The sequence below is a fragment of the Streptomyces sp. B1I3 genome (assembly GCF_030816615.1).
Classification (GTDB): domain Bacteria; phylum Actinomycetota; class Actinomycetes; order Streptomycetales; family Streptomycetaceae; genus Streptomyces.
Genome location: NZ_JAUSYD010000001.1, coordinates 1,126,873 through 1,148,440, shown reverse-complemented (window position 1 = coordinate 1,148,440; position 21,568 = coordinate 1,126,873). Strand labels below are relative to the sequence as shown.

Annotated in this window: 15 protein-coding genes and 1 tRNA gene; 5 read left to right on the top strand and 11 right to left on the bottom strand. The window is 73.1% G+C overall.

What is annotated here, in order from left to right; translation table 11 throughout:
* Positions 1-64 precede the first annotated feature (64 nt).
* Positions 65-580 (bottom strand): DUF309 domain-containing protein, encoded by a 516-nt coding sequence (locus tag QFZ58_RS05425; protein WP_307123753.1) that lies wholly within the window; start codon positions 578-580, stop codon positions 65-67.
* A 106-nt stretch (positions 581-686) separates the two neighbouring features.
* On the opposite strand from QFZ58_RS05425, the gene QFZ58_RS05420 reads away from it, so the two are divergent.
* From QFZ58_RS05420 to QFZ58_RS05405, 4 genes are all read left to right on the top strand, one after another.
* Entirely contained in the window at positions 687-3,344 is a 2,658-nt protein-coding gene (locus QFZ58_RS05420; protein WP_307123752.1) for an AAA family ATPase, read from the top strand.
* A gap of 50 nt (positions 3,345-3,394) precedes the next feature.
* Positions 3,395-3,468 (top strand) — tRNA-Pro (locus QFZ58_RS05415).
* 499 nt (positions 3,469-3,967) lie between these two features.
* Positions 3,968-4,513: an ATP-binding protein gene (locus QFZ58_RS05410; protein WP_307123751.1), complete on the top strand. Its 546-nt coding sequence runs from the start codon at positions 3,968-3,970 to the stop codon at positions 4,511-4,513.
* A gap of 176 nt (positions 4,514-4,689) precedes the next feature.
* Entirely contained in the window at positions 4,690-7,386 is a 2,697-nt protein-coding gene (locus tag QFZ58_RS05405; protein ID WP_307123750.1) for a helix-turn-helix transcriptional regulator, read from the top strand.
* Between the two features lie 222 nt (positions 7,387-7,608).
* On the opposite strand, the gene QFZ58_RS05400 is transcribed toward QFZ58_RS05405, so the two are convergent.
* From QFZ58_RS05400 to QFZ58_RS05375, 6 genes are all read right to left on the bottom strand, one after another.
* Positions 7,609-8,940, bottom strand: a complete 1,332-nt coding sequence (locus QFZ58_RS05400) for an MFS transporter (protein ID WP_307123749.1) — start codon at positions 8,938-8,940, stop codon at positions 7,609-7,611.
* A 235-nt stretch (positions 8,941-9,175) separates the two neighbouring features.
* Positions 9,176-10,126, bottom strand: coding sequence for a catechol 2,3-dioxygenase (locus tag QFZ58_RS05395; RefSeq protein ID WP_307123748.1), 951 nt, complete (start codon positions 10,124-10,126; stop codon positions 9,176-9,178).
* A gap of 49 nt (positions 10,127-10,175) precedes the next feature.
* Complete coding sequence (locus QFZ58_RS05390; RefSeq protein ID WP_307123747.1) at positions 10,176-11,249, bottom strand: 4-oxalomesaconate tautomerase; 1,074 nt, start codon at positions 11,247-11,249, stop codon at positions 10,176-10,178.
* Positions 11,246-11,671 (bottom strand): hypothetical protein, encoded by a 426-nt coding sequence (locus tag QFZ58_RS05385; protein WP_307123746.1) that lies wholly within the window; start codon positions 11,669-11,671, stop codon positions 11,246-11,248. Before QFZ58_RS05385 ends, QFZ58_RS05390 begins: the two co-directional genes overlap by 4 nt.
* Before the next feature lie 293 nt (positions 11,672-11,964).
* A complete protein-coding gene (locus tag QFZ58_RS05380; RefSeq protein ID WP_307123745.1) occupies positions 11,965-13,020 on the bottom strand; it encodes a YncE family protein in 1,056 nt (351 codons plus the stop codon).
* A 138-nt stretch (positions 13,021-13,158) separates the two neighbouring features.
* Positions 13,159-14,994 (bottom strand): hypothetical protein, encoded by a 1,836-nt coding sequence (locus tag QFZ58_RS05375; RefSeq protein ID WP_307123744.1) that lies wholly within the window; start codon positions 14,992-14,994, stop codon positions 13,159-13,161.
* Between the two features lie 198 nt (positions 14,995-15,192).
* On the opposite strand from QFZ58_RS05375, the gene fes reads away from it, so the two are divergent.
* On the top strand, positions 15,193-16,461 hold the full coding sequence (fes, locus tag QFZ58_RS05370) for an enterochelin esterase (protein WP_307123743.1): 1,269 nt from the start codon (positions 15,193-15,195) through the stop codon (positions 16,459-16,461).
* A gap of 40 nt (positions 16,462-16,501) precedes the next feature.
* Here the strand turns inward: fes and QFZ58_RS05365 are convergent, their stop codons facing one another.
* The 4 genes from QFZ58_RS05365 to QFZ58_RS05350 all read right to left on the bottom strand — a co-directional run bounded on the left by QFZ58_RS05365 (position 16,502) and on the right by QFZ58_RS05350 (position 21,490).
* The gene (locus QFZ58_RS05365; RefSeq protein WP_307123742.1) at positions 16,502-16,705 is read right to left on the bottom strand and encodes an MbtH family NRPS accessory protein; all 204 of its coding nucleotides are present in this window, start codon (positions 16,703-16,705) and stop codon (positions 16,502-16,504) included.
* Complete coding sequence (locus QFZ58_RS05360; protein WP_373428649.1) at positions 16,702-20,544, bottom strand: amino acid adenylation domain-containing protein; 3,843 nt, start codon at positions 20,542-20,544, stop codon at positions 16,702-16,704. Before QFZ58_RS05360 ends, QFZ58_RS05365 begins: the two co-directional genes overlap by 4 nt.
* A 77-nt stretch (positions 20,545-20,621) precedes the next feature.
* The gene (locus tag QFZ58_RS05355) at positions 20,622-20,852 is read right to left on the bottom strand and encodes a phosphopantetheine-binding protein (RefSeq protein WP_307123740.1); all 231 of its coding nucleotides are present in this window, start codon (positions 20,850-20,852) and stop codon (positions 20,622-20,624) included.
* A gap of 5 nt (positions 20,853-20,857) precedes the next feature.
* A complete protein-coding gene (locus tag QFZ58_RS05350) occupies positions 20,858-21,490 on the bottom strand; it encodes an isochorismatase family protein (protein WP_307123739.1) in 633 nt (210 codons plus the stop codon).
* Positions 21,491-21,568: the final 78 nt, after the last annotated feature.

Sequence of the window (21,568 nt, the reverse complement as noted above, 5' to 3'; positions counted from 1 at the left end):
GCACCTGGCACGCGCGAAGTGACACGCGGTCAAGAAAAAGCAAAACCTATCGCACCCGCGGGTGTCACGCGGTGTGGCCCCCCGGCAGCAGCCGGGGTGCCTCCGCCGCGGCGTCCACCACGCGCGCGTCACCGGGCCCCTGCCCGAAGTCCTCCACCCGTCCTGCCAGTTCCCGCGCCCAGGCGATCAGCGGGCCCACCCCGATCCCGTACGGCTCCGCCTCCCGGAAGGCCTCGACCGCGGCGGCGCCCCGCCGGAGGAGCCGGGCACCACCCGCCGTGTTGCCCCGGGCGGAGTGCGTCAGACCCACGGCCATCTGCGCGAGCCCCCGCCACAACTCCCGCTCCGCGTCGGGCCCCGATTTCCAGGCGTCCTCGAACACCTCGTGCGCATGGAACGGCATGCCCGCGTCCAGCAGCCGCTGAGCCTCGCGCACCGTCTCGTCGGGGGAGCGCACCACACCCTCGGGCTGGCGCTCCACCCCCGGGGTCCCGTAGGGCAGGGGGCGCCCCAGCCCGTCCCGGGGGCGCGCGTTGCGCGCCCGTCCTTCCTCGTCGCGGTCCCTGCGAGATTCGTCCACCCCCCGATTGTGCCTCGCACCTGCGAGGAACCACGTGAACCCTGTCCTTGAGCACCCGCGCACGACTAGGCTCGGAGTCTCCGCAACCACCTTGGGAAGGGGAGGCATGAAGCCGTCCCGGCCGTTGTACGAGCGCGAACCGGAACTCGCCGCCGCCGCACAGGCGGTGGACGCCCTCTGCGGCGGGCAGGCGACCGGCGGACTGCTGGTCTTCAGCGGCGAGGCGGGCATCGGAAAGACCGCCCTGCTCGGCGAGATCCGGGCCATGGCCGCCGACCGCTGCACCGTCTGGTCGGCGCGGGGCGGCGAGACCGTGACGTCCGTACCGTTCCACGTCGTACGCCAGCTGCTGCAGCCCGCGCTGGACCAGTTCCCCGCCGACGAGGCCAGGGCACTGTTCGGCGACTGGTTCGAGATCACCGCACCCGCACTCGGCCTGGCCGAACCCAGTGGACCGCAACCCGACCCCCAGGGCGTCAGGGACGGTCTCGACCACGTCGTCTCCCGGCTCGCCTCCCGCCTCAGCCACCGGCCGCTGCTCCTGATGGTGGACGACGCACACTGGGCGGACGGCGAATCGCTCGCCTGGCTCGCGGGCTTCACCGCCCGCCTGTCCGAACTGCCCTTACTGGTCGTCCAGGCCCACCGCCCCCAGGAGTTCGCCGACCGCAACGCCGACCGGGCCGTCGCCGGCGCCCTGCAGAACGAGAGCCTCGCGGGCCACCCGGCCCTGATCCGGGTCGCGCTGCGCGCTCTCACACCCGACGCCACGGCGGAGCTGGTCCGGGCCGCCCTCGGGGACCACGCCGACGACCCGTTCTGCCGCGAGGTGTGGGCCGTCACCGGCGGCAACCCGTACGAGGCGGTCGAACTGGTCGCCAAGGCACAGGACCGCGAACTGTCCCCGGTCGAGGAGTCCGCCGGCCTGCTGCGGGAGCTCGGGGCGTCGGCACGCGGCAGCGGGCTGGTCGCCCGCCTCGAACGGCTGGGCACCAACGCCAACCGCTTCGCCTGGGCCGCGGCCGTACTCGGCACCGAGATCTCGCAGGAACTCGCGGCGAACCTCGCCGGGATGAGCCCGGCGGAGGCCGCCGACTGCACGGCGCGGCTGCGCGACGCCCGTATCGTCAGCGGATTCGACCCGCTCGAGTTCGTGCACCCACTGATCGCCTCCGCCGTCTACCGCTCCATCCCGCCGGCCACCCGCACCGCCTTCCACGGGCGGGCCGCCTGGGCCATCACCGAGGCCGGGCTCGGAGCCGCGGCGGCCTCCCGCCACCTCCTCGAGGTCCACCCGGACGACGACCAGGAGGTGGTCGCACAGCTTCGCGAGGCAGCGGGCCAGCACCTCGCGGTCGGCGCCCCGGAGGCGGCCAGGCGCTGCCTCGAACGCGCCCTGCAGGAGCCGCCGCGCCCTCACGACAGGGCCGCCCTGCTGTACGAACTCGGCTGCGCCACACTGCTCAGCTCACCGCCCACCACGGTCCAGCACCTGCGTGCCGCACTGGACACGCCGGGCCTCGACGAGGCACTGCGGGTCGACGCGACCTTCCGTCTCGCCGCCGCCCTGTCCCACAACAACCAGCTCAAGGACGCAGCGCTCTCGCTGGCCGCCGAAGCGGCCCGCACCGCTCCCGGACCCGGGCTCATGAGGCTCCAGGCGGCGCACTTCCTCTGGGAGGGGATGCAGGCCACCGAGGACGACGGGCCCGCACGGTCGGCCCGGCTCGCGCGCAACGCCGACCACCTGAAGGGCCGCGACAACGCCGAGCGCGCCCTGCTCACCCTGCGGGCCTTCGACGCCATGCTCCGCGGGGAGAACGCCCAACTCGTCGTGGACCTCTGCGAACGCGCCCTCGTGGACGGCCGGCCCGCACGCGGGCTGGGCTGGACCGACACCGAATGGGGTTTCGAGCTCCCCACGATGGTCGGTATCACCTACGCGTTCACCGACCAGCTCGACCGCGCCGAGGAGCTCTTCGGCGAAGCCGTCCGCGCCTTCGAGATCTCCGGCTGGAGCGGGGCGCACCTCGCGTTCGCCCACACCCTGCTGGGACTCGTCCACCGGCGACGCGGGCGTCTCGCCGAGGCGGAGGGCTTCCTGCGCGAGGGACTGCGCCTCGCCGACCGTGTCGGCAGCGGCCTGCCCGTCCACTGGGACGCCACCTGCCTGCTCGTCGACACCCTGATCGCACGCGGCAGGACGGCGGAGGCCAGACTCGTCGCCGACCGCTACTCCTTCGGTCCGCCGTATCCCAGCGCCATGGTCCTGCCCGACGCCCCGTGCGTCCGCGGCCGGCTGCTGCTGGCCGAAGGCCGTACCGAGGAAGCCGTCGCCGAACTCGAGGCGGCCGGTGCGGCGCTGGAGCCGCGCGGCCGGTTCAACGGTGTGTGGGCGCCGTGGGCGGGCGATCTCGCCCGCGCCCTGGCAGACACCGACCCGGTCAGGGCGGCCCAGGTGGCCAACCGCGCCCGCGTCCACGCGGAACGCTTCGGCACGGACACCGCGATCGGTGAAGCCCTGCGCTGCGTCGCCCTGTTCGCCCCGCCCGAGGAGGCCACGCACCTGCTGGCCGAGTCGGTGCGGCACCTCGAGGCGTCGTCGTCCGCGTACGAGCACGCGGCGGCCCGCTTCGAGTACGGGGTCGCGAGCCGTTCCCCGAGAGAGCTGGCCCGCGCCCAGAAGATCGCCGCCGCGTGCGGCGCCGAGGCGCTGGCGACCCGCGCCCAGCGGGTACGCACGTCGATGCGGCCCTCGGAGTGAGGTAATGTTTGTCCTGCGCGGCCACCCGGGAACGCCGGGGGGAATCGCATCGGGACGTGGCGCAGCTTGGTAGCGCACTTGACTGGGGGTCAAGGGGTCGCAGGTTCAAATCCTGTCGTCCCGACTCGAAGGAGTCGCAGATCAGAGGCCGTGTCGGAGCAATCCGACACGGCCTCTGGCCGTTTCGGGCCGCCTCTGTTCCTGGTCGCGCCGAGGCGCGGATGAGGCCGGGTGGGCACCGCCCCGCATTTTTTACGTATCCGTAGCGACTCGGCTCCGTATAGGCGCACGGTGCTCCCGGTCCGTAGATTCCTCACTGCCGGCCGAACGGGCGTACTCACCCCCAAGCGGGTGCGTCGGTCGGCCGGGGGTGGTGCACATGCACGAAGCAAGCACTGCGTGTGACCCAGCTCGTCGAAACCCCGGACGGGCTGGGCCCCGCGGAGCACCTCACGGTACGTGCGGGCCCTCCGTGCTCGGTCCCACCCGGCCCACCGCGTCGAGGTCGCCGAGGCCGTCGAGCCAAGAACAGAACGACGCCGACAAGCCGGTCACCCGCAGGGGGGCCGCCCGCCGCGGCGCCGCAGCCACCGTCATCGAATGCCGAAGGCCGGACACGCGTCATGCCCGATCAAACAGACAGACCCATCGCGAGGGCGGAAAGGACGCTCCTCTCCCTCCCCGCGACGCCCTCGGCAGTCCGCCGAGGCCGTGACCACGTCCGCGACACCCTGCGCTCCTGGGGCCTCGTGCCCGACGACGAGCCGGCCTCGGCAGCCGCCCTGATCGCCTCGGAGCTGCTCACCAACGCTGTGCGTCACGCCGGGGGGCCGCTGGTGGTCTGCCTCGACCTGGACGGTGACCGTCTCATCCTCGAGGTGCACGACACCTCGCCCGAGCTCCCCGGTGCTCGGAGGGGCCCGCTGGACACCTGCGCCGAGGACGGCCGCGGACTGACCCTCGTCGACGCCTACTCCCACGCGCACGGCGCGGAACGCACCGCCACGGGAAAGAGGTGCTGGGCCGTGCTCACCCTTCCGCCCGGAGCACTCCCGGGAGCCCCTCGGGCTGCCGGATACATGGACGTCGTCCGCTGGGTCGCCGAACCCGCCGGTGTCGCTCTCCTCGCGGAAGCGGCGGAGGTGCGCCAGGCCCCCGCGGCCGGCTGATGACTCGGCGCGGTCCCGGGCCGGGCGCCCGCATGTCGCGTAACGGGTGCGCTCACGTGTGGTCCGCGGGCATACTCCTGTCCGTCGCAGGTCCGCCGGACGAGAACCGTCGCGCCTCGGCGGGGACGGAGCGTGTGGCCGGCCGAGCACGAGTCATGCGGTAGCACGGGAGCGAAGTGGTCACGGTAGGTGAAGCGGCGTGGGAGCCCCGGCTGCGGCGGACGCTGACCTGCGAAGGCGCTCGCCCGGCGCTGGTCCTGGTCGAGGGGACGGCCGGTTCCGGCAGGAGCCGGCTGCTGCGCGCGCTCGCCGAGTCCGCCGAACCGCCGGTGGCCCGGGTGACGTGGACGTGCGGAGGCGGCGCGCCGGTGCCCGAGGTGCCGGCCGGCCGGTCCGTGCTGCTCCTGGTCGATGACGTGCACCTCGCGGGCGGGCAGGAGGTGGCCTGGTTGCGGGGGCTGCTGGAGCAGCCGAGGCCGGGACTGGCCGCCGTCCTGGCGTACCGGTCCGAGGAGTTGGCAGTCCCCGGCCTCCCCCTGGGCGCCCCACCCGTCCGGTACCCGGGAGAGCTGGTGGTACTGCGGCACAGGGTCGCGCCCTGGACGCGGGAACAGGTCCTGCAGGCCGCGACGGAGGCCCTCGGCGGTGGGACGACACCCGAGGCGGTGGACAGGCTCCACGAGCGTTCGGGCGGTGTGGCACAGGTCGTCGTCGACGTCCTCACCGCGCTGCGCGACAGCAGGCCACAGCGGTGCACAGCCGCCGACGTGGACGCCGTCGGGGTTCCGGTCCGGCTGGCCGAGCTCGCTCTGAGCCGTACAGCCGCTCTCGGGGACGGGTCTGCGGCCGTGGTGTGGGCCGCGGCGTTGCTCGACGAGCCGGTGTTCGGCCCCGAGTTGACGGCGGTGGCCGGGCTGACCGGGAGCGCGGGCAGGGCGGCGCTGACCGCCGCTCTGACCGGTGCGGCGCTGACGAGGGACGAAGAGGGGCGGTATGTTCCTTTCGTTCCGCTGGCTGCTCCTGCGGTGCTGGAGGTGGTTCCGTGGTCGGTGCGGCAGGAGTTGCACGGCAGGGCGGCGCAGGTGCTCGCACGGCGGCAGCCCGTACCCTGGGCGGCCACCGCCAGGCACCGGAAGGCCGCCGGGGACGTCCGCGGGTGGCTGCGCGCCGTCGAACGGGCCGCGCGGCAGGCGGCTGACGCCGGGCGCCACCCCGAGGCCGTCACGCTGCTGGAGGGGGCGTTGGCCTCCGACGTCGTCCCGCAGGCGGACCGTGGCCGGCTGGCTCCCGTACTGGCTCGTAACGCGGTGGTGGGACTGCGTTCGGACCAGACGGTGAAGGTGCTGTCACAGCTGATGGAGGACACGAGCCTGCCGGTCGCCGTCCGCGGGGAACTGCGCCTGGACCTCGGGCTGCTCCTGTGCAACCAGGTGGGCCGGAGCGCCAGCGGGTGGGCGGAACTGGAACGCGCGGCCGAGGAGTTGCGCGAGGAGCGGGCCGATCTCGCTGCCCGCGCGATGGCGGCTCTGGCCATGCCGCAATGGCTGGGGGCGTCGTTGGACGTGCACGAGACGTGGCTGCGGCGGGCCGCACGGGCCGCGGCCGACAGCGGCTCCGCGGCCGCACGCGCGGCCGTCGCCGGAAACGGGGCGGCCATGGCGATGTGCTGCGGCGACCCGGAGGCGTGGCAGATGGTGCGGGGGCTGCCGACGGACAGTCCGGACCGGCTGGTGGCCCAGCACGCGGCCCGGGGTGTGTGCAACGCCGGGGACGCCGCTGTGTGGCTGGGTCACTACGACAGAGCTGCCGACCTGCTCACGGAGGGGCTCGACCTGTCGGCCAGGAGCGGTTCCGACTACGTCCGCCAGACGGGACTGGGGGCGCGGCTCCTGCTGGACTGGAACACCGGACACTGGACGGGGCTCGTCGCCCGGTGCGAGGCGTTCGTCGCGCGGGCCGGCGACCTGCCCGCGGTCAACGCCGACGCCCGTCTGGTGCTCGGACTGCACGCCGTCGCCCAGGGTGAGTGGGGGCAGGCCGAACAGTGGCTGGGCGGGGTGGACGCGTCGGTGACCGACCGCACGGCCGCTCCCACCGCGACCGCCGCGTCCGCGGGGCTCGTCCGTCTCGCGCTGGCCCGCCAGGATCTCGCGGCCGCCGCACGGCAGGCCCGGGAGGCATGGGCGGGCATCGAGAACAAGAACGTGTGGGTGTGGGCCGCCGAGTTGGCCCCGTGGGCCGTCGAGGCGCTGGCGCGGACGGGCGACGCCGCGACGGCCCGGAGCATGACGGACAGGTTCGCGGCGGGACTCGTCGGACGGGACTCCCCGTCGGCATCGGCTTGCCTGGAATGGGCGCGAGCCGCACTGGCGGAGGCCGAGGGGGCGCTGACGGAGGCGGTTCCGCGTTACCGCCGGGCCGCGGAGGCCTTCGGGCACATGCGTCGCCCGTACAGCCGCACGATCACCGCCGAGGCCGCCGCCCGCTGCGCGCTGGCGGCCGGGGACGAGGACGCCAAGGCGCAGGCGCTGTCCGATCTGGCCACCTGCGAGCGTGAGTTCGCGGATCGCGGGGCGACCTGGGACGCCGCACGTGTGCGGGCGGAGTTGCGTGCGCACCAGCCCTACGAGAAGCGGCGTCCGCGGGGGCGTCCGTCGTACGCGGACGAGCTCTCCCCGAGGGAGCGCGAGGTCGGCGAACTGGCGGCCGGCGGCCTGACCAACCGGGAGATCGCGGCGACGCTGCACCTGTCGCACCGCACGGTGGAACAGCACGTCGCCAGGGCCATGCGCAAGTTGGGGACGACCTCCCGCACGAGGCTGGTGGAGCCCCAGCACCGTCCGGCGCACCTCGGCGGCGGGGAGGAGGAGTGAGCGGGTCCTGCCGGCGGGCCCGCCCTGCTCGCGGGTCCTGCCGGCAGGCCACGCCCTGTTCGCGCGAGAGGCGGGTGGACCCGTTCTGTTCGCGTCGTCCGTGTGTGCCCGGCACGCGCGGTGGCACCAGCGCCGACTGCTCCAGGGGACCGGCCACGGCGGTGCCCACCGGGCGGGAGGGGGCGCTGGAGCAGTCCACGCGGGTCGGCGGGACGGGGCCGGTCAGCCGGTGGCGGTCAGAGGGGGCACGGTGGCCGGACCCGGGGTCCGGCGGGACATGCGCAGGCCGGCCAGGGTGATGAAGACCGTGGAGAACAGTGCGGAGAGGGCGAACGCGGTGAAGCCCCAGTCAGCCGCTCCGCCGGCGAGCAGCTGACCGCCGAGCCAGGGACCGAACACGGCGCCGAAGCGGCCCATGCCGGAGGTCCAGCCCACGGCCGTGGCGCGGTTCCCGGAGGTGGAGTAGCCGGCCACCGTCGCGTAGATCATCGTCTGGGCGCTGTTGAGGAACAGACCGGTGAAGAAGATCACCGTGAAGGTCAGTGCGAGCGGCATGTGGACGCTCAGCAGGTAGACGCCGACGGCGGTCAGGAGGAACCAGATCGCCGAGATGCGTGGCGCGCCGAAGCGGTCGGCGCAACGGCCGGCGACGAGCATGCCCACGATGCCGCCGAGGTTGAAGACGACGACGAAGTGCAGGGAGGAGCCGAGCTCGTACCCCTGGCCGCGCATCATGGTGGGGAGCCAGGTCGCGACGCCGTACACGAGCAGCAGGCCGCCGAAGGAGGCCAGCCAGAACATCGCGGTCTGGATCCACTCGCCGCCCCGGAAGAGCTGGGCGAGGGCGCTCCAGCGCTCGCCTGCCGCGGGGCGGTTCTTCGCGGGGGCGGGGAGTTCGACGGCGTAGCGGTCGGCGAGCTCGCGCGCCTCGGCGGTCCGACCCTTCGCGATCAGGAAGCTCAGTGACTCCGGCATGAGCCGGGCGACCAGCGGAACCGCGATGACCAGCGGTATCACGCAGACCCAGAAGGCCGCACGCCAGCCGAGGGGCTCCACGATCCACAGGGCCACGTAGGCGGAGAGGATGCCACCGGCGTGGTGGGCGGTCATCAGCGCGCCGATGACGAAGGCGCCGCGGCCGCGCGGGGCGTAGTCGGAGACCATGGTGATCGCGGTGGGCAGCAGGCCTCCGAGGCCGAGCCCGGCGAGGGTCCGGCCGAGCCCGAAGACCGCGACCGTGGGGGCCGCCGCGCAGAGGGCCGAAGCCAGCGAGAACAACGCGGTGCAGGCCATGATCATCTTCTTGCGCCCGATGAGGTCGGTGAGCGTGCCCGAGGACAGGGCGCCGATCAGCATGCCGAAGGTGGCATAGCTGCCGAGGTCACCGGCCGTGCCCGGCTCGAGGCCGAGAGCGTGCTCCTCCAGCATGTGGGGCAGCACGGAGCCGTAGATGAACATGTCGAGGCCGTCGAAGAGCACGACGAGCCAGCACAGAGCGATGACCAGCATGGCCATTCTGCTGCCGCGGGCGGCCGGGGCGAGCGAGGAGGACATCGTTGTTTCCTCTCGTCCGGGAGGAGGGTCCCTGGAGATCGGTGCGAAGAAGGGCGGGTGGTCGGCGCGGCTCGATCCGCCGGCCCGACACGAGGCGAGACGGATGCTCGCGATGGTGGCCTTGACGGTAGAAACACCCGAACAGCATGTCAACGTTTTTGTTGACAATCTAAGAAACAATTTGGCCCCGGTTCGGCGCAGGGCCGGACCGGGGCCGGAGGAGCAGTGCGGGACGTCAGGCGACGGGCGGTGTCCCGTGGGTGTGGAACGACTCGATGGTCTGCAGACCCCATGCCTGGCCCTTGGCGCGTTCCGCCTCGGTCCAGGTGATCAGGGGCCAGTCGGGAGCGAGCACGAGGCGGGTGAGCGGGTTGCACAACTCGATGCGGTTGCCGCCCGGCTCGTAGACGTAGAGGAAGAACGTCTGCTGGATGGCGTGCTTGTGCGGACCGGTCTCGATGAACACGCCTGTGTCGAGGGCGAGGTCGGCCGCGCGCAGGATGTCCTCGCGCGTGTCGGCGGCGAAGGCGATGTGGTGCAGCCTGCCGCTGGAGCCCGTCCAGTCCTCGGTGTAGACGATGTCGTAGGACTTGTCGGTGAACGTCAGCCACTGTGCGGCGATCCTGCCGCTGTCGAGCCGGATCTGCTCCGTGGGGCGGGCGCCGAGGACCTCACGGAGGAAGTCGCCGTCGGCCGCCACGTCGGCGCCCAGGAAGTTGACGTGGTCAAGGCGGCGCACGCCCACCCCGTGGCCGGGCTTCGCCTGCGGCTGGTTCTTGAGGCCGGGCCGCAGTTCCTCGGGGGCCTCGTACCACTCGGTCTCCCAGTACAGCGCGAGTTCGTGGCCGTCGGGGTCGGTGGTGACGTACAGCGGGCCGATGCCCGGTTCGTCCTCGACCCAGCGGCCCGGGCGGCCGGCCTTCTCGAGTGCCTCGACCCGGCGGCGGAGCGCTTCCTCGCCGGAGGTGCGCAGAGCCGTACGGCGGATGCCCGGTGTGGTGTGGGCGGTGAGCTTCAGGCTGTGGTGCTCGTAGTCGTCCCAGGTCCGCAGGTACACGGAGTCACCGGAGCGGCCGTTCTCGGTCAGTCCGAGGTAGTCGGTGAAGAAGCGGACACTGGCGTCCAGGTCCGGGGTCAGCAGTTCTACGTGGCCGAGGTGGGCGATGTCGCCGAGGGGCGGGGTCATCTGCGATTCCTTGAAGTGCGGGTGCGGGTGCGGGGACAGGGGTTAGGAGTCAGTTGGGGCGTGGGAAGACGGTGCCGTCGAAGATCTTTCGGGCCGTGCGTACGACGGCGGTGCGGCGCGCCGTCGGGAGGCCGCCCGCCGTGCCCGGATCGATGCTCGACTCGATGTCGAGGAACCCGGTGGGATGCTCGATGCGCAGCCGGTCCCCGTGGGCGGGCAGCCGTGCGACCTCCTCGCCGACGCCGCCCACGATGCGCAGACCGGCGGCGACGCCGGCGGCGCCCAGCACGCCGATGGACGTGTGGCAGCGCACCGGGATGAACGTGCGCGTCGCCACGGACCCGCCGTGCCGGGGAGGGGCCAGCAGGCTCACCTTCGGCACCGTGGTGTCCGAGACGTCTCCCAGGCCCATCAGTTCGCCGGCCACGAGGCGGATCTCCCGGACACGTTCGGCCAGGGCCCGGTCCGCCTCCAGTTCCTTCGGGTCCTCGTCACCGGTGACCCCGAGGGCGGACGCGGCGACCAGCACGGTCGGCATGCCGTTGTCCACGCAGGTCACCTCCACCCCGGCCGCGGTGTCACGGGCGCGGCCGCTGGGGAGCAGAGGGCTGTTGCCGGGCAGGAACTCGATCACCACGGGGGCGGCCGCACCCGGCACCCCGGATATCTCCGCCGGTCCCGTGTGCGAGACGCGACCGTCCGGCGTCGGGAAGGTCGCGGTGGCGAAGTCCCCGCTGTTCACCATCCGGATCCGTACCGAGGTCTCGCCGTCACCGGCCGGGACCAGGCCCCGCTCGACCGCGAAGGGGCCGACCCCGGCGAGTATGTTGCCGCAGTTCTGACGGCTCGCCACTTCTGCTGTGTCCACGCCCACTTGCAGGAAGAGGTAGTCGACATCGGCATCCGGGTGGCCGGACGGGGAGACGACCGCGACCTTGCTGGTCAGCGGGTGCCCACCGCCCAGGCCGTCGATCTGCCGCGGATCGGGGCTGCCCATGACGCGGAGCAGCAGCCCGTCACGGACGGCGGAGTCCGCGGGCAGGTCCTCGGCGAGGAAGTAACCGCCCTTGGAGGTGCCGCCGCGCATGAGCATGCAACGCACCCCGTCGAGGGGGCCGGTCACGACTCGGCCCCGTCGCGGGTGTGCTCCTCGCGCGCCCGGCCCGTGGCGCCGGGACGGACGAAGGGCTCGCGGGGGCCGGTGCGCCGCGTGGACCCGTGGCCGGAGACCACGCGGCAGCCGGCGGGCGCCGCGACACCCTTCGCTTTCGCCTTCGGCGGCTCGGTGACGGTCGCGCCGCTCATGCCATCTCCCTCATCGGCGGGAATCCTCTCGACGGGCGGGCGTGCGCCCGCCCCCATGTGCCCGTCGTCGCGCAGTGCGTCGATCACACCGCGCAGACGGGCCCGGACCGCCACTTCGGCGGCCTTCTCCACCAGTCGTCGAGCCGGCGCCATGTCGCCGCGCAGGATGCCCTGCCCGAGCCGCACGAGCACGTGCTGTCCGGCCCGCTCCCCGATGCCTGGGCGGGGATCGTTCCCCATCGCGCCCTCCCTGGTGAGTGCTTGTTGAACCTAAATCCAGGGAAACAATATTGTCAACGATTTTGACGACGTTATGGGTGTCAGGCTCGGCGGCGCTGTCGGCCCCGCCGCGCCCGGCCTTGCGGGTGTCGGGCGGGCCTTGCGGGTGTCGGGCCGCGCGGGTGCCCGGCTCTGTCGGGGGCCCGGGACGTCGAACGCCCCCGGCCGGGAGTCGGCCGGGGGCGAAGGGGGTGCGGGGCCCGCGCCGCTCAGGGCGGCGGGCCCGGCACTCGGGCTGGGGGAGCGGCCCAGGATCAGCGCGTGATGCGGAAGCTGTGGAGCTGGTCGGCGCCGTCGAGGCCGGCTCCGGACTTGTCGACGACGTAGGCGGTGCCGTTGGCGACCGTCACGTGGTTGGGGCCGGCGCCGGTGGTCACGGTCCGGACGATCTTGCCCTTCTTGGGGTCGACCACCGTCACGTCGGCCGCGGTGCGGTTGACGACCACGATGTTGCCCGTGCGGTCGTCCTGGGCGACGGACAGGGCGCCCGCACCCGTCGCGACGGACTTGGTGACCAGGCCCTTCCTCAGGTCGATCACCGAGACGTCACCGCTGGTCTGGTTGGCGGTGTACGCGGTGCGGCCGTTCCTGGACAGTGCGATCGAGATCGGGCCGTCACCGGCGGGGACGAGCCGAGGTGCTGCGGACCGGGTGGTGACCTCGATGACCTGATCGCCGTTGAGGTCGGCGGCGTAGGCCGTGCCGGTCCTCTCGTTCACCACCAGGCCGGTCGGGCCCGAGCCGGCGACGGTGACGCGCTTCTTCTCCTTGAGGGTCTTCGAGTCGAAGGCGACGAGGGAGCCGTCCGTGAAGGCGCTCGTCCACACGGTGTCGTGACGCTCGTCGACGACGATCTCGCGGGCGTGGTTCACGTTCGGCAGGGTGGCCAGGTGCTTGCCGGAGCGCTGGCTGTAGACCGCGACGGTGTTGTTGCGGGTGTTCGTCGTCCAGACCGTGTTGTGCTCGTCGTCGACGGCGACACCGTAGACGGCCTCGAGCGCGCCCGTGGCGGCGTCGGTGACCGGCGGAGTGATGGTCTGCTCCACCTCGAAGGTCCTCGGGTCGACCTTGAGGAGGCTGGAGCTCACCACCGGCGGCCTGCCCACGGCGGAGGACACCCACAGGACGTTGTTCCGCTCGGAGTACGAGGACTGGTAGAGGCCCTTGACCAACGGCGCGACCGTGACGGCGTCGCCGCCGGTGTGCGCGGCGGCGGTACCCGTCAGTGCGGCGGTGGTACCTGCGGCGATCGCGACGGCGACGGCGGCGCGGATGACTGTGCGAGGGCTTCTGCGGACGGACGGGGTCATGCTGGGGTCAACTCCCTGACAGCTGGCTACGGAGGATTCGCGATGCTTAGAACTTAGCTTAGGCTAACCTAAGTAACGCACCCTCAGGTGTGTGACCTGAGCGACAACTTCCCTGTGAGGGTGCGCGGTCGGCGTATGTCAGGCCTGTGCGGCCGGGCCCGTCCGGCGGCGGACGGCGAACAGGGTGGTCCCCGCCGCCCCGGCTGCTCCGCCCACCGCTGCGGCTGCCGCCGACCAGCCGATGGTCGCGTACGAGACCGGACTGCTCACGGAGGCGGCCGTGGCGGTGGTGTCGGTGGCGATCCGTGGCGCGGTGGAGGCGGCTGCCTGTGCGCCGTCCACCACGGCCGCCGTGCCGGGCGCGCTGACCGTGATGCCGACCTTGAGCGTGGTGGAGGGGTTGGGCGCGAGGAAGCGTAGCCAGTGGGCCCCGGCCTGGGTCTCGGCCGGTATGGTCACGTCACCCTCGTACGCGCCGGCGGCGTCGGCCTTCCACTGGCCGAGGATCTCCTCGTCGTCGAACTTGACGGTGACGGTCCGTCCGGCCGGGAACTTGGTCACCTTGAAGTGGATCTTCCCGCCCGCCTGTACCTGGTCGGCCGTCACCTCGGCCTTGGCGCCCCGCGAGTTGGACGCGGCGGCAGGCGCGCCGGAGGCCGCGGGGACCGGCGCGTCGGAGCCGCCGGTTGCCCTCCCGCCCGTGGTTGCCCCGGCGTCGGCCGCCGCACCCGTGGTGACCGTGAAGTCGGCTCTGAGGCTCGTCGAAGGGTTGGGGGCGAGGAAGCGCAGCCAGTGGGCTCCTGCGGTGGCGTCCGCGGGTACGGTCACGCTGCCCGAGAACGACCCGTCCGCGCCGATGCCCGGCCACTGCCCGATGATCTTCGAGTCGTCGAGCTTCACGGTGAGCTGCTGCCCTGCCGGGAATCCGGTCACCCGGAAGGAGACCCTGCCGCCGGCGGCGACCTGCGAGCCCGCCGTGATCGTGGCCGAGGCGGCGCCGGTGCCGCTCCCGGACCCGCCCGTGCCGGACCCGCCCGTGCCGGAGGAACCTGTGCTGGACCCGCCCGTGCCGGACCCGCCCGTGCCGGAGGAGCCGCCACTGCCGGAGGTGTCCCCTCCGCCGGAGGTGCCTCCGGCGGAGGGGCCGGTGTCACCGCCGCCCGTGCCGGAGGGTGTCACCGAGATGTCCGCCTTCAGGCTCGTCGACGGGGCGGGCGCCAGGAAGCGCAGCCAATGCGCGCCCGCGGCAGTCGACTTGGGTACGGTGACCGTTGCGGTGAGGGTGCCGTCGGCCTTCACGGCGGAGGGCCACTGCCCGATGATGCCGGTGTCGTCCAGTTTGACCGTGACGCTCTGGCCCCTGGTGAATCCGGACAGGGCGAAGGTGACCTTTCCGCCGGCTGCGACCTCGGATCCGGCCAGCCGCACCTTCGGTGTGGCGGCCGGAGCGGTGGCCGTGGGTGTCGGTGTGGGAGTCGGCTTCGCGGTGGGCGCCGGGGTCGGGCCGGGAGTGGAAGTGGTGCCCGTCACCGACAGGTTCTCGCTGCGGACGCTCGTCTGCGGTGCCAGGAACCGCAGCCAGTGTTCGCCGCCGGGGGCCGCGTCGGCCGGGACGGTCACCCGCCCCGACGCGCTGCCGTCGTCGCCGATCGGCAGGTCCCGCAGGAGGACCGTCGTGTCGTCGAACTTGACGGCCAGTTTCGTTCCGGCGGGGAAGCCCGACACCTGGAACGTCACCTCACCGCCCGCCTTCACGGACGTCGTGCCCAGCGTGACCGCGGGCGCCACGGTGTCCGCGACGAGTGCGACCGCTTCGGTGGCGTCCGCTCCGGCAGGGCCGGTGGCGGTCAGGGGGACGGCGAGTGCGCCGAGGCCGAGCGTCGCGCCGGCGGCGAGCGCGGCGACCCGGCTCAGCCGGGGCCGGGAGGCGAAGGGGGCCGGTGCGGGCGTGCGGGAGGGTCTGGCAGGGATCATGGTGAGCTGCTCCTGGCGGCGGAGTGAAGAGGGACGGGCAGGCGCCCGGCTCGCGAGTGGCCGAACGTCCCCCGGATTCGCTTAGGTTAGCCTAGCCTTAGTGTGTCGGAGTCGCGCCCCGTGACCCCCTCGTGGCGAGGGGCCGGACAAAAGGTAAGGTGACCCTAAGTCGCACGTCCCTCTGTTCGGAGTTCCCTCGTGATCACGTCGAAACCGCCGCAGGACGCCCCGCGCAGACCGCCGAGGACGGCGCGTCCGGATCCCCTGACGCGACTCACCGAACCGGGATGCCCGCTTCCCGCCGCTCAGGGGACCGAGGATTTCTGGGCCGCCGTGCGCGGACCGGTCGTCTCACCGGATCCCCGGGGCAGCGACGACCACCGCGCGGTGACGTTCCTGTGGCGCGGCGGCCCCGCCACTCGCGCCGTCCAGGTGCTCCCCAACAAGCTCGGCGACCCCCGGGCCCCCGAGGGCAATCTGATGGAACGGCTGCCCGGCACGGACGTGTGGCACTGGACGCTGCGGCTGCGCCACGACTGGCGGGGCACGTACGACTTCTACGTGGACGAGGGGGGCGGCCCGGAGAGCGGCACCCCCGCCTACTGGCAGTGGCTGCGCACCCAGCGCCGGCCCGACCCGCACAATCCCCGGGCACTGCCGCGCCGGTGGAGCGGCGATCCGGTCTCCTACGCCGAACTCCCGGCTGCCCCACGCGCCCAGGACTGGCAGCCCAGGCCGGACGTGGCCCACGGCCGTACCGCCGTCCACGACGTCCCTGCCCGGGGCCTCGGCGGCAACCGCCGCGTATGGCTCTACGAACCGGCCCTGCCCGCCGGGCATCCGGCCGACCTCCCGGTGCTCGTCCTCCTGGACGGGGAGCACTGGCAGCCGCGTCTCGGCCTGGCACACCTGCTGGACAACCTCATCGCGGACGGCCGGATCCCCCCGCTCGTCGCCCTGCTTCCGGAGTCCGTGGACGCGGACACCCGCTGGACGGACATGACCTGCCGTCCGGAGTACGCGGCCTTCCTCGCCGACGAACTGCTGCCCTGGGCGGCCGCCCGGCTGCCGGTCACGGACGACCCCGCGCGCACCGTCGTCGCCGGGCAGAGTCTGGGCGGGCTGTGTGCCGCCCATACGGCCCTGTCCGCACCGGGGCGCTTCGGCAACGTCCTCGTCCAGTCGGGTTCCTTCTGGTGGCCGGACGGCCCGGGTGCCGAGTGGCTGACCCAGCAGATCGCCCGGGGGCCGAGGCTCCCGGTCCGCTTCCGGCTCTCCTTCGGTGAGCAGGAGTGGGTGGCCCTCCCGGCCGCCCGCAGGCTCCGGGACACCCTCGAGGCGGCCGGGTACGAGGACGCCTCGTACCGGGAGTTCAACGGCGGGCACGACTACCTGTGCTGGCGAACGGAAATGGCGGACGGCCTGGTGGAGCTGCTGTCTCCGGACACCCCGGGGGCCAGGCCGTAGGAGGCCCGCCCCGGGGTGCGGGCACCGGGGCGGGCTCCCTTCAGTGGCCCGGCCTCCCCTCGGCGGCCCGGCTCCCACTCGCGGGCGCAGGCCCCGTAGGGGGCGGGCCGGGGCGGGCGGACCACCCCGGTGGTACCTCGCGCCAGACCGGCCACAGGGACAGCTGCCCCCGGGCGTTCTCCAGCACCAGATGGGTGGCGTCGTCCTCCGCGCCGGGATCGAACGGGCCGCTCTCGCCGTTCATGCGTCGAGCTCCTTCAGCCGGGCCGCCAGGACGGCGGTGACGTCGTCGAGGAACCGGTCCTGCATCAACTGCGGATGCGTGCAGTCGACATCGTGGTTCACGATGCTCCCGGTCACGTGCGGCCGCCAGGCCTCGCGGGTGAGCCAGTCCTCGGCCCGCGGGGCTGCGGCCGTGAAGAACAGCAGGTCGCCGTCGAAGACGTGGTGCTCGTGCTCACGCATCATGCGGGCGTGGTTGGGCACGATGTCGACGATCTTCGACAAGGTCAGGTCGCTGAGCCCGGCCAGCGGACTGCCCGCCCTGCGCAGCGTCGTCACCACATCGGCCCGGGTGCGTTCGCCGGTGCGCTCGAAGCCCGCCATGCGCAGCACCGCGGTGAGCGCGTCACCCTCCTCGGGGGCCGGCCTCTCCCTCCACTGCTCGGCGGGGAACGAGTCCAGCAGGGCGAGGAGCTGGACCTCCTCGCCGGCCTCCTGGAGCAGGACGGCCACCGTATGCGCCAGTACCCCGCCGACCGACCAGCCCAGCAGCCGGTAGGGACCGTGCTCCTGGACCTCACGGATGCGCCCGACGTAGTCGGCCGCCTCCTCCTGGAGGGTGCGCGGGAGGGGCTCGTCGCCTACGAGCCCGCGGGCCTGGATGCCGTACAGCGCCTGGCCGGGACCCAGCCCGGCCGACAGGCCGGCGTAACACCAGGCGATGCCGCCGGCCGGGTGGATGGCGAACAGCGGTGGCCGGTGGTCCCCGCCGCGCAGCCGCAGTACGACGTCCAGCGCGTCCTCGGACGCGGTCGACCCGGTGTCGAGCCGGACGGCGAGGGCGGCAGGGGTGGCCGCCTCGAAGAGCGAGCCGATGGTCAGCTCGGCGCCGAACTCCTCGCGGACGCGGGCCACGAGCCGCACCGCGAGCAACGACGTGCCGCCCAGGTCGAAGAAGGCGTCGTCCGGGCCCACCCGGTCCACGCCCAGGACCTCGCCGAAGAGCCGGGTCAGGGTCTCCTCGCGCGGACCGGAGGGACGCCGGGACGCCGTTCCGCCGGTGAAGACGGGGGCGGGCAGCTCCCTGCGGTCCAGCTTGCCGTTCGGACTCAGCGGGAAGGCGTCGAGGACCACCACGGCCGTGGGCACCATGTGCTCCGGCAACTCCCGCCCCAGCGCCGCGCGTACGGCCACGGGGTCGGCGTCACCGGTCACGTAGCCGACCAGCAGCTGCTCGCCCGGCCTGTCCTCCCGAACCACGGCGCAGGCCCCGTCCACCCCGGCCCGCGCCGCCAGCGCCGCCTCGATCTCGCCGAGTTCGATGCGCTGGCCGCGCAGCTTGACCTGGTGATCGGTGCGGCCGAGGTAGTCGACCTCGCCGTCCGGCGTCCAGCGGGCCAGATCCCCCGTGCGGTACATGCGCTCGCCCGGCGGGCCGAAGGGATCGGCGACGAACCGGGAAGCGGTCAGCTCCGGACGGTCCAGGTAGCCGTCGGCGAGCTGACGGCCCGCCAGGTACAGCTCTCCGGCGACCCCGGGGGGACAGGGCTGCAGCGCCGCGTCCAGCACGTAGAGCCGGGTGTTCCACACGGGCCTGCCGATCGGAACCGGTCCGGAACCGTCCGCCGCACACGGATGGTGGGTGACGTCGACGGCCGCTTCCGTGGGCCCGTACAGGTTGTGCAGTTCGACGCCGGGAAGCGCGCGCCCGAAGGAGGTCGCCGTCTCGCGGGGCAGGGCCTCACCGCTGCAGAAGACCCGGCGCAGGCTCCCGCACGCGCCGGCTTCCGCCCCGGCGAGGAAGACCTGGAGCATCGAGGGGACGAAGTGGCACGTGGTGACGGCCTGTTCGCGGATCAGACGGGCCAGATGGACCGGGTCCTTGTGGCCCCCCGGGTCGGCGACGACCAACGTGGCCCCCTGACGCAGGGGCCAGAAGAACTCCCACACGGACACGTCGAACGACGACGGGGTCTTCTGCAGTACCCGGTCCTCGGCGGTCAGGCCGTACTCGCCCTGCATCCACCGGAGCCGGTTGTCGATCGCCGCGTGCGACACGACGACACCCTTGGGGCGGCCCGTGGAGCCGGAGGTGTAGATGACGTACGCCGGATGGGCCGGCGTGAGGGGGCGCGCCGGGTTCACCCAGAGATGTCCGGAGACGTCGAGCCCTTCCAGGACGACCAGCGGGGTACCGGTGCCGTCGGGAAGCCGTCCGGCCCGGTCGGTCACGGCGCACACCGGCGCCGCGTCCCGCAGCATGTAGGCGAGTCTCTGCTCGGGGTAGTCCGGGTCCAGCGGAAGGTACGCGGCCCCGGCCTTCAGTACGGCGAGCAGGGTCACGACCAGCTCCACCGAACGAGGCACCGACACCGCGACCACCGTGCCCGGCCGGGCGCCGAGCGTCTGCAGGTGCCGGGCCAGCCGGTTGGCCCGGGTGTTGAGCTCCGCGTAGGTGAGCGAGGTGTCCCCGTGCACCAGGGCCGTCGCCTCGGGGGTGCGCGCGGCGCGCGACTCGATCGGGCCGATGAGCGTCGTCGGCGGCAGAGCACGGGCGGTGTCGTTGAACGTGTCGACGACCAGGGTGTGTTCGGCGGGCGTGACGATGGCGTGCACGGCGGTCGGGCTGTGCGGGTCCGTCCGCACCAGCCGCTCCACGAGGTGCAGGAACCGTGCCTGGTGCGCGGCGAGTTCGCCCTCGTCGTACAGGGCGGGGTTGCCGTCGTGGTCGATGCGCAGCCCGAGACCGTCGGCCCGGTCGTAGATGTTCACCGTGAGGTCGTCGACCGGCCCGGCGGACAGGTTCCGGGCGCGGACAGGCGCTCCCGCGAAGTCGAGGGCGTAGTCGAAGGGCATGACGTTGACGAGCGGGCCGACCAGAGCCCGGTTCTCGCCCAGCAGTCGCAGGTCGCGCCGGATGTCCTCGTAGCGGTAGCGCTGGTGGCGGCGGACCTCGCGAATGCCGAGGACGACCTGGCGGACGAGCTCGGCGAAGGTCATGGCGGGAGCGACCGTCAGCCGCAGCGGCAGCACGTTCATCACCATGCCGGGCACGCGCAGCGACACCGAGCCCAGCCGGCCCATCATCGGCAGGCCGAGCACGACCTCGCCGCGACCGGTCGCCCGGGCGGTGTACAGAGCCTGGGCGGCGATCAGCACGTCGGGCCATGTCGCGCGCAGCCGTTCGGCGAGCCCGTGCAGACTCTCCGTGGCGGCCGGTCCCAGATGGGCCGTGCTGCGCAGGAACGTACGCGAGGGGAGTGCGCCCCGGCCCGCGAGCCGGGGCACCTCCGGCCGGTCGCCGAACGCCTCGCGCCAGTGTGTACGGTCGGCGTCGAAGGCGTCCGACGAGCGGTAGGCGGTGTCCTCCGCGACCAGGTCCGCCAGCGCCCCGAAGACCCGGGGGCCGGGGTCCGTGCCCCGCACCAGCGCCGAGTAGACCTCGGCGGTACGCCGGACGAGGAGCGAGTAGCCGAAACCGTCCATGACGAGGTGGTGGATCCGCTGGTACCAGAGCCACCGCTCGTCGCCTACGCGGAAGAGCGCGTGGCGGAAGGGCGGGCCCGCAGCCAGGTCGCACGGCTCGGCGAGGTCGGCGCGCATCCACTGCTCGGCCCGCCGGTCCGCGTCCGGCGCGTCCCGCAGGTCGTGCACGGTCAACGGCAGTTCGCCCAGGGGACCGAGGTACTGGCGCGGCCCGTCCGCGGACTCCTCGACCCGCACCCGCAGGGAGTCCGTCTCGTCGGCCACCTGCCGCAGGGCCTCGGTGAACAGTCCGGCGTCGAGCGGCCCGTCGATCTCCAGGCACTCCGCCGTGTTCTGTGCGGGGCTGAGCGGGTCGAGCGACTGGGCGTACCACATGCCGGACTGGGCGGCGGTCAGCGGGAGAAGGCCCTGGCCGAGGCCATCCTGACCGGTGTCCCCGGTGAGCGGGACGGTCACGAGACGGCTCCCAGCAGCGCGGCCCAGCTCTCGACGGAGGGCTGCTCGGCCAGGTCGGCGAAGTCCGCCCGCACGCCGTGGTCCCGGCGCCAGCGCCCGAGCAACGCCATGATGCGGACGGAGTCGAGCCCGTAGTCCAGGAGGTTCTCGTCCACGGGTATGTCGGCGGGGTCCTCGCCGAGCGAGTCGGCGACGTCGGCGCGGATGAGTTCACGGGTGAGTGCCACAGCGGTCAGATCTCCTTCAGCAGTGCGTCGGTCGTGGTCACCGAAGCGCAGCGGCCGGCGGCGTAGCGAAGCGCCATGTCGTGGTCCTCGCGCGAGAAGTCGGCGACGGCGTCGGCGACGACGAACGCCCGGATGTCCCGCATCCACGCGTCGCAGGCGCTCATCAGGACGCCGATGTGCGCGTAGACCCCGGTGACGACCAGCTGGTCGCGGCCGGACTCACGCAGGACGTCCTCCAGCCGGGTGCGCACGAACGCGCTGTACTTCCACTTGGTCAGGACGGTGTCCCCGTCCACGGGAGCGACCGCCGCCGGAATGGCCAGGGCCTCGGGGTCGTCGGCCGCGCCGGGGCCCCAGAAGTCGAGCTGGAGTCCGCGTTCCTCGGGGGTCTGGCCGCCGTTCTGCGCCGAGTAGACCACCGGCACACCGGCTCTGCGGCACGCCTCGATGATCCGGGCGGTGTTGGCGAGCATCCCGGTCAGGGGCTGCTGTCCGGCCGGGTAGGCGCTGAGGAAGTGGTTCTGCAGGTCGTGGACGAGCAACACGGCGCGTGCGGGGTCCACGGTCCAGTCGGCGCGGTTCGTGGGCAGTTCGGCCTCGGTCGGCAGGGCGTAGGGGGCGATGGCGGGAAGTGCCATGGAGATGGGGCCTTTCGGTGCCGCTCTCGGCGGACTCGGGGGTGCCGGCGTAGGCCGGCGTGTGTCGGAGGGGCCGGG

Excerpts from the sequence above, each read along its gene's own strand:
- QFZ58_RS05420 (WP_307123752.1), top strand. The coding sequence starts at position 687 with ATGAAGCCGTCCCGGCCGTTGTACGAGCGCGAACCGGAACTCGCCGCC.
- QFZ58_RS05410 (WP_307123751.1), top strand. The coding sequence starts at position 3,968 with ATGCCCGATCAAACAGACAGACCCATCGCGAGGGCGGAAAGGACGCTC.
- QFZ58_RS05400 (WP_307123749.1), bottom strand. The coding sequence starts at position 8,940 with ATGTCCTCCTCGCTCGCCCCGGCCGCCCGCGGCAGCAGAATGGCCATG.
- QFZ58_RS05395 (WP_307123748.1), bottom strand. The coding sequence starts at position 10,126 with ATGACCCCGCCCCTCGGCGACATCGCCCACCTCGGCCACGTAGAACTG.
- QFZ58_RS05385 (WP_307123746.1), bottom strand. The coding sequence starts at position 11,671 with ATGGGGAACGATCCCCGCCCAGGCATCGGGGAGCGGGCCGGACAGCAC.
- QFZ58_RS05380 (WP_307123745.1), bottom strand. The coding sequence starts at position 13,020 with ATGACCCCGTCCGTCCGCAGAAGCCCTCGCACAGTCATCCGCGCCGCC.
- QFZ58_RS05375 (WP_307123744.1), bottom strand. The coding sequence starts at position 14,994 with ATGATCCCTGCCAGACCCTCCCGCACGCCCGCACCGGCCCCCTTCGCC.
- QFZ58_RS05365 (WP_307123742.1), bottom strand. The coding sequence starts at position 16,705 with ATGAACGGCGAGAGCGGCCCGTTCGATCCCGGCGCGGAGGACGACGCC.
- QFZ58_RS05360 (WP_373428649.1), bottom strand. The coding sequence starts at position 20,544 with ATGTGGTACGCCCAGTCGCTCGACCCGCTCAGCCCCGCACAGAACACG.
- QFZ58_RS05350 (WP_307123739.1), bottom strand. The coding sequence starts at position 21,490 with ATGGCACTTCCCGCCATCGCCCCCTACGCCCTGCCGACCGAGGCCGAA.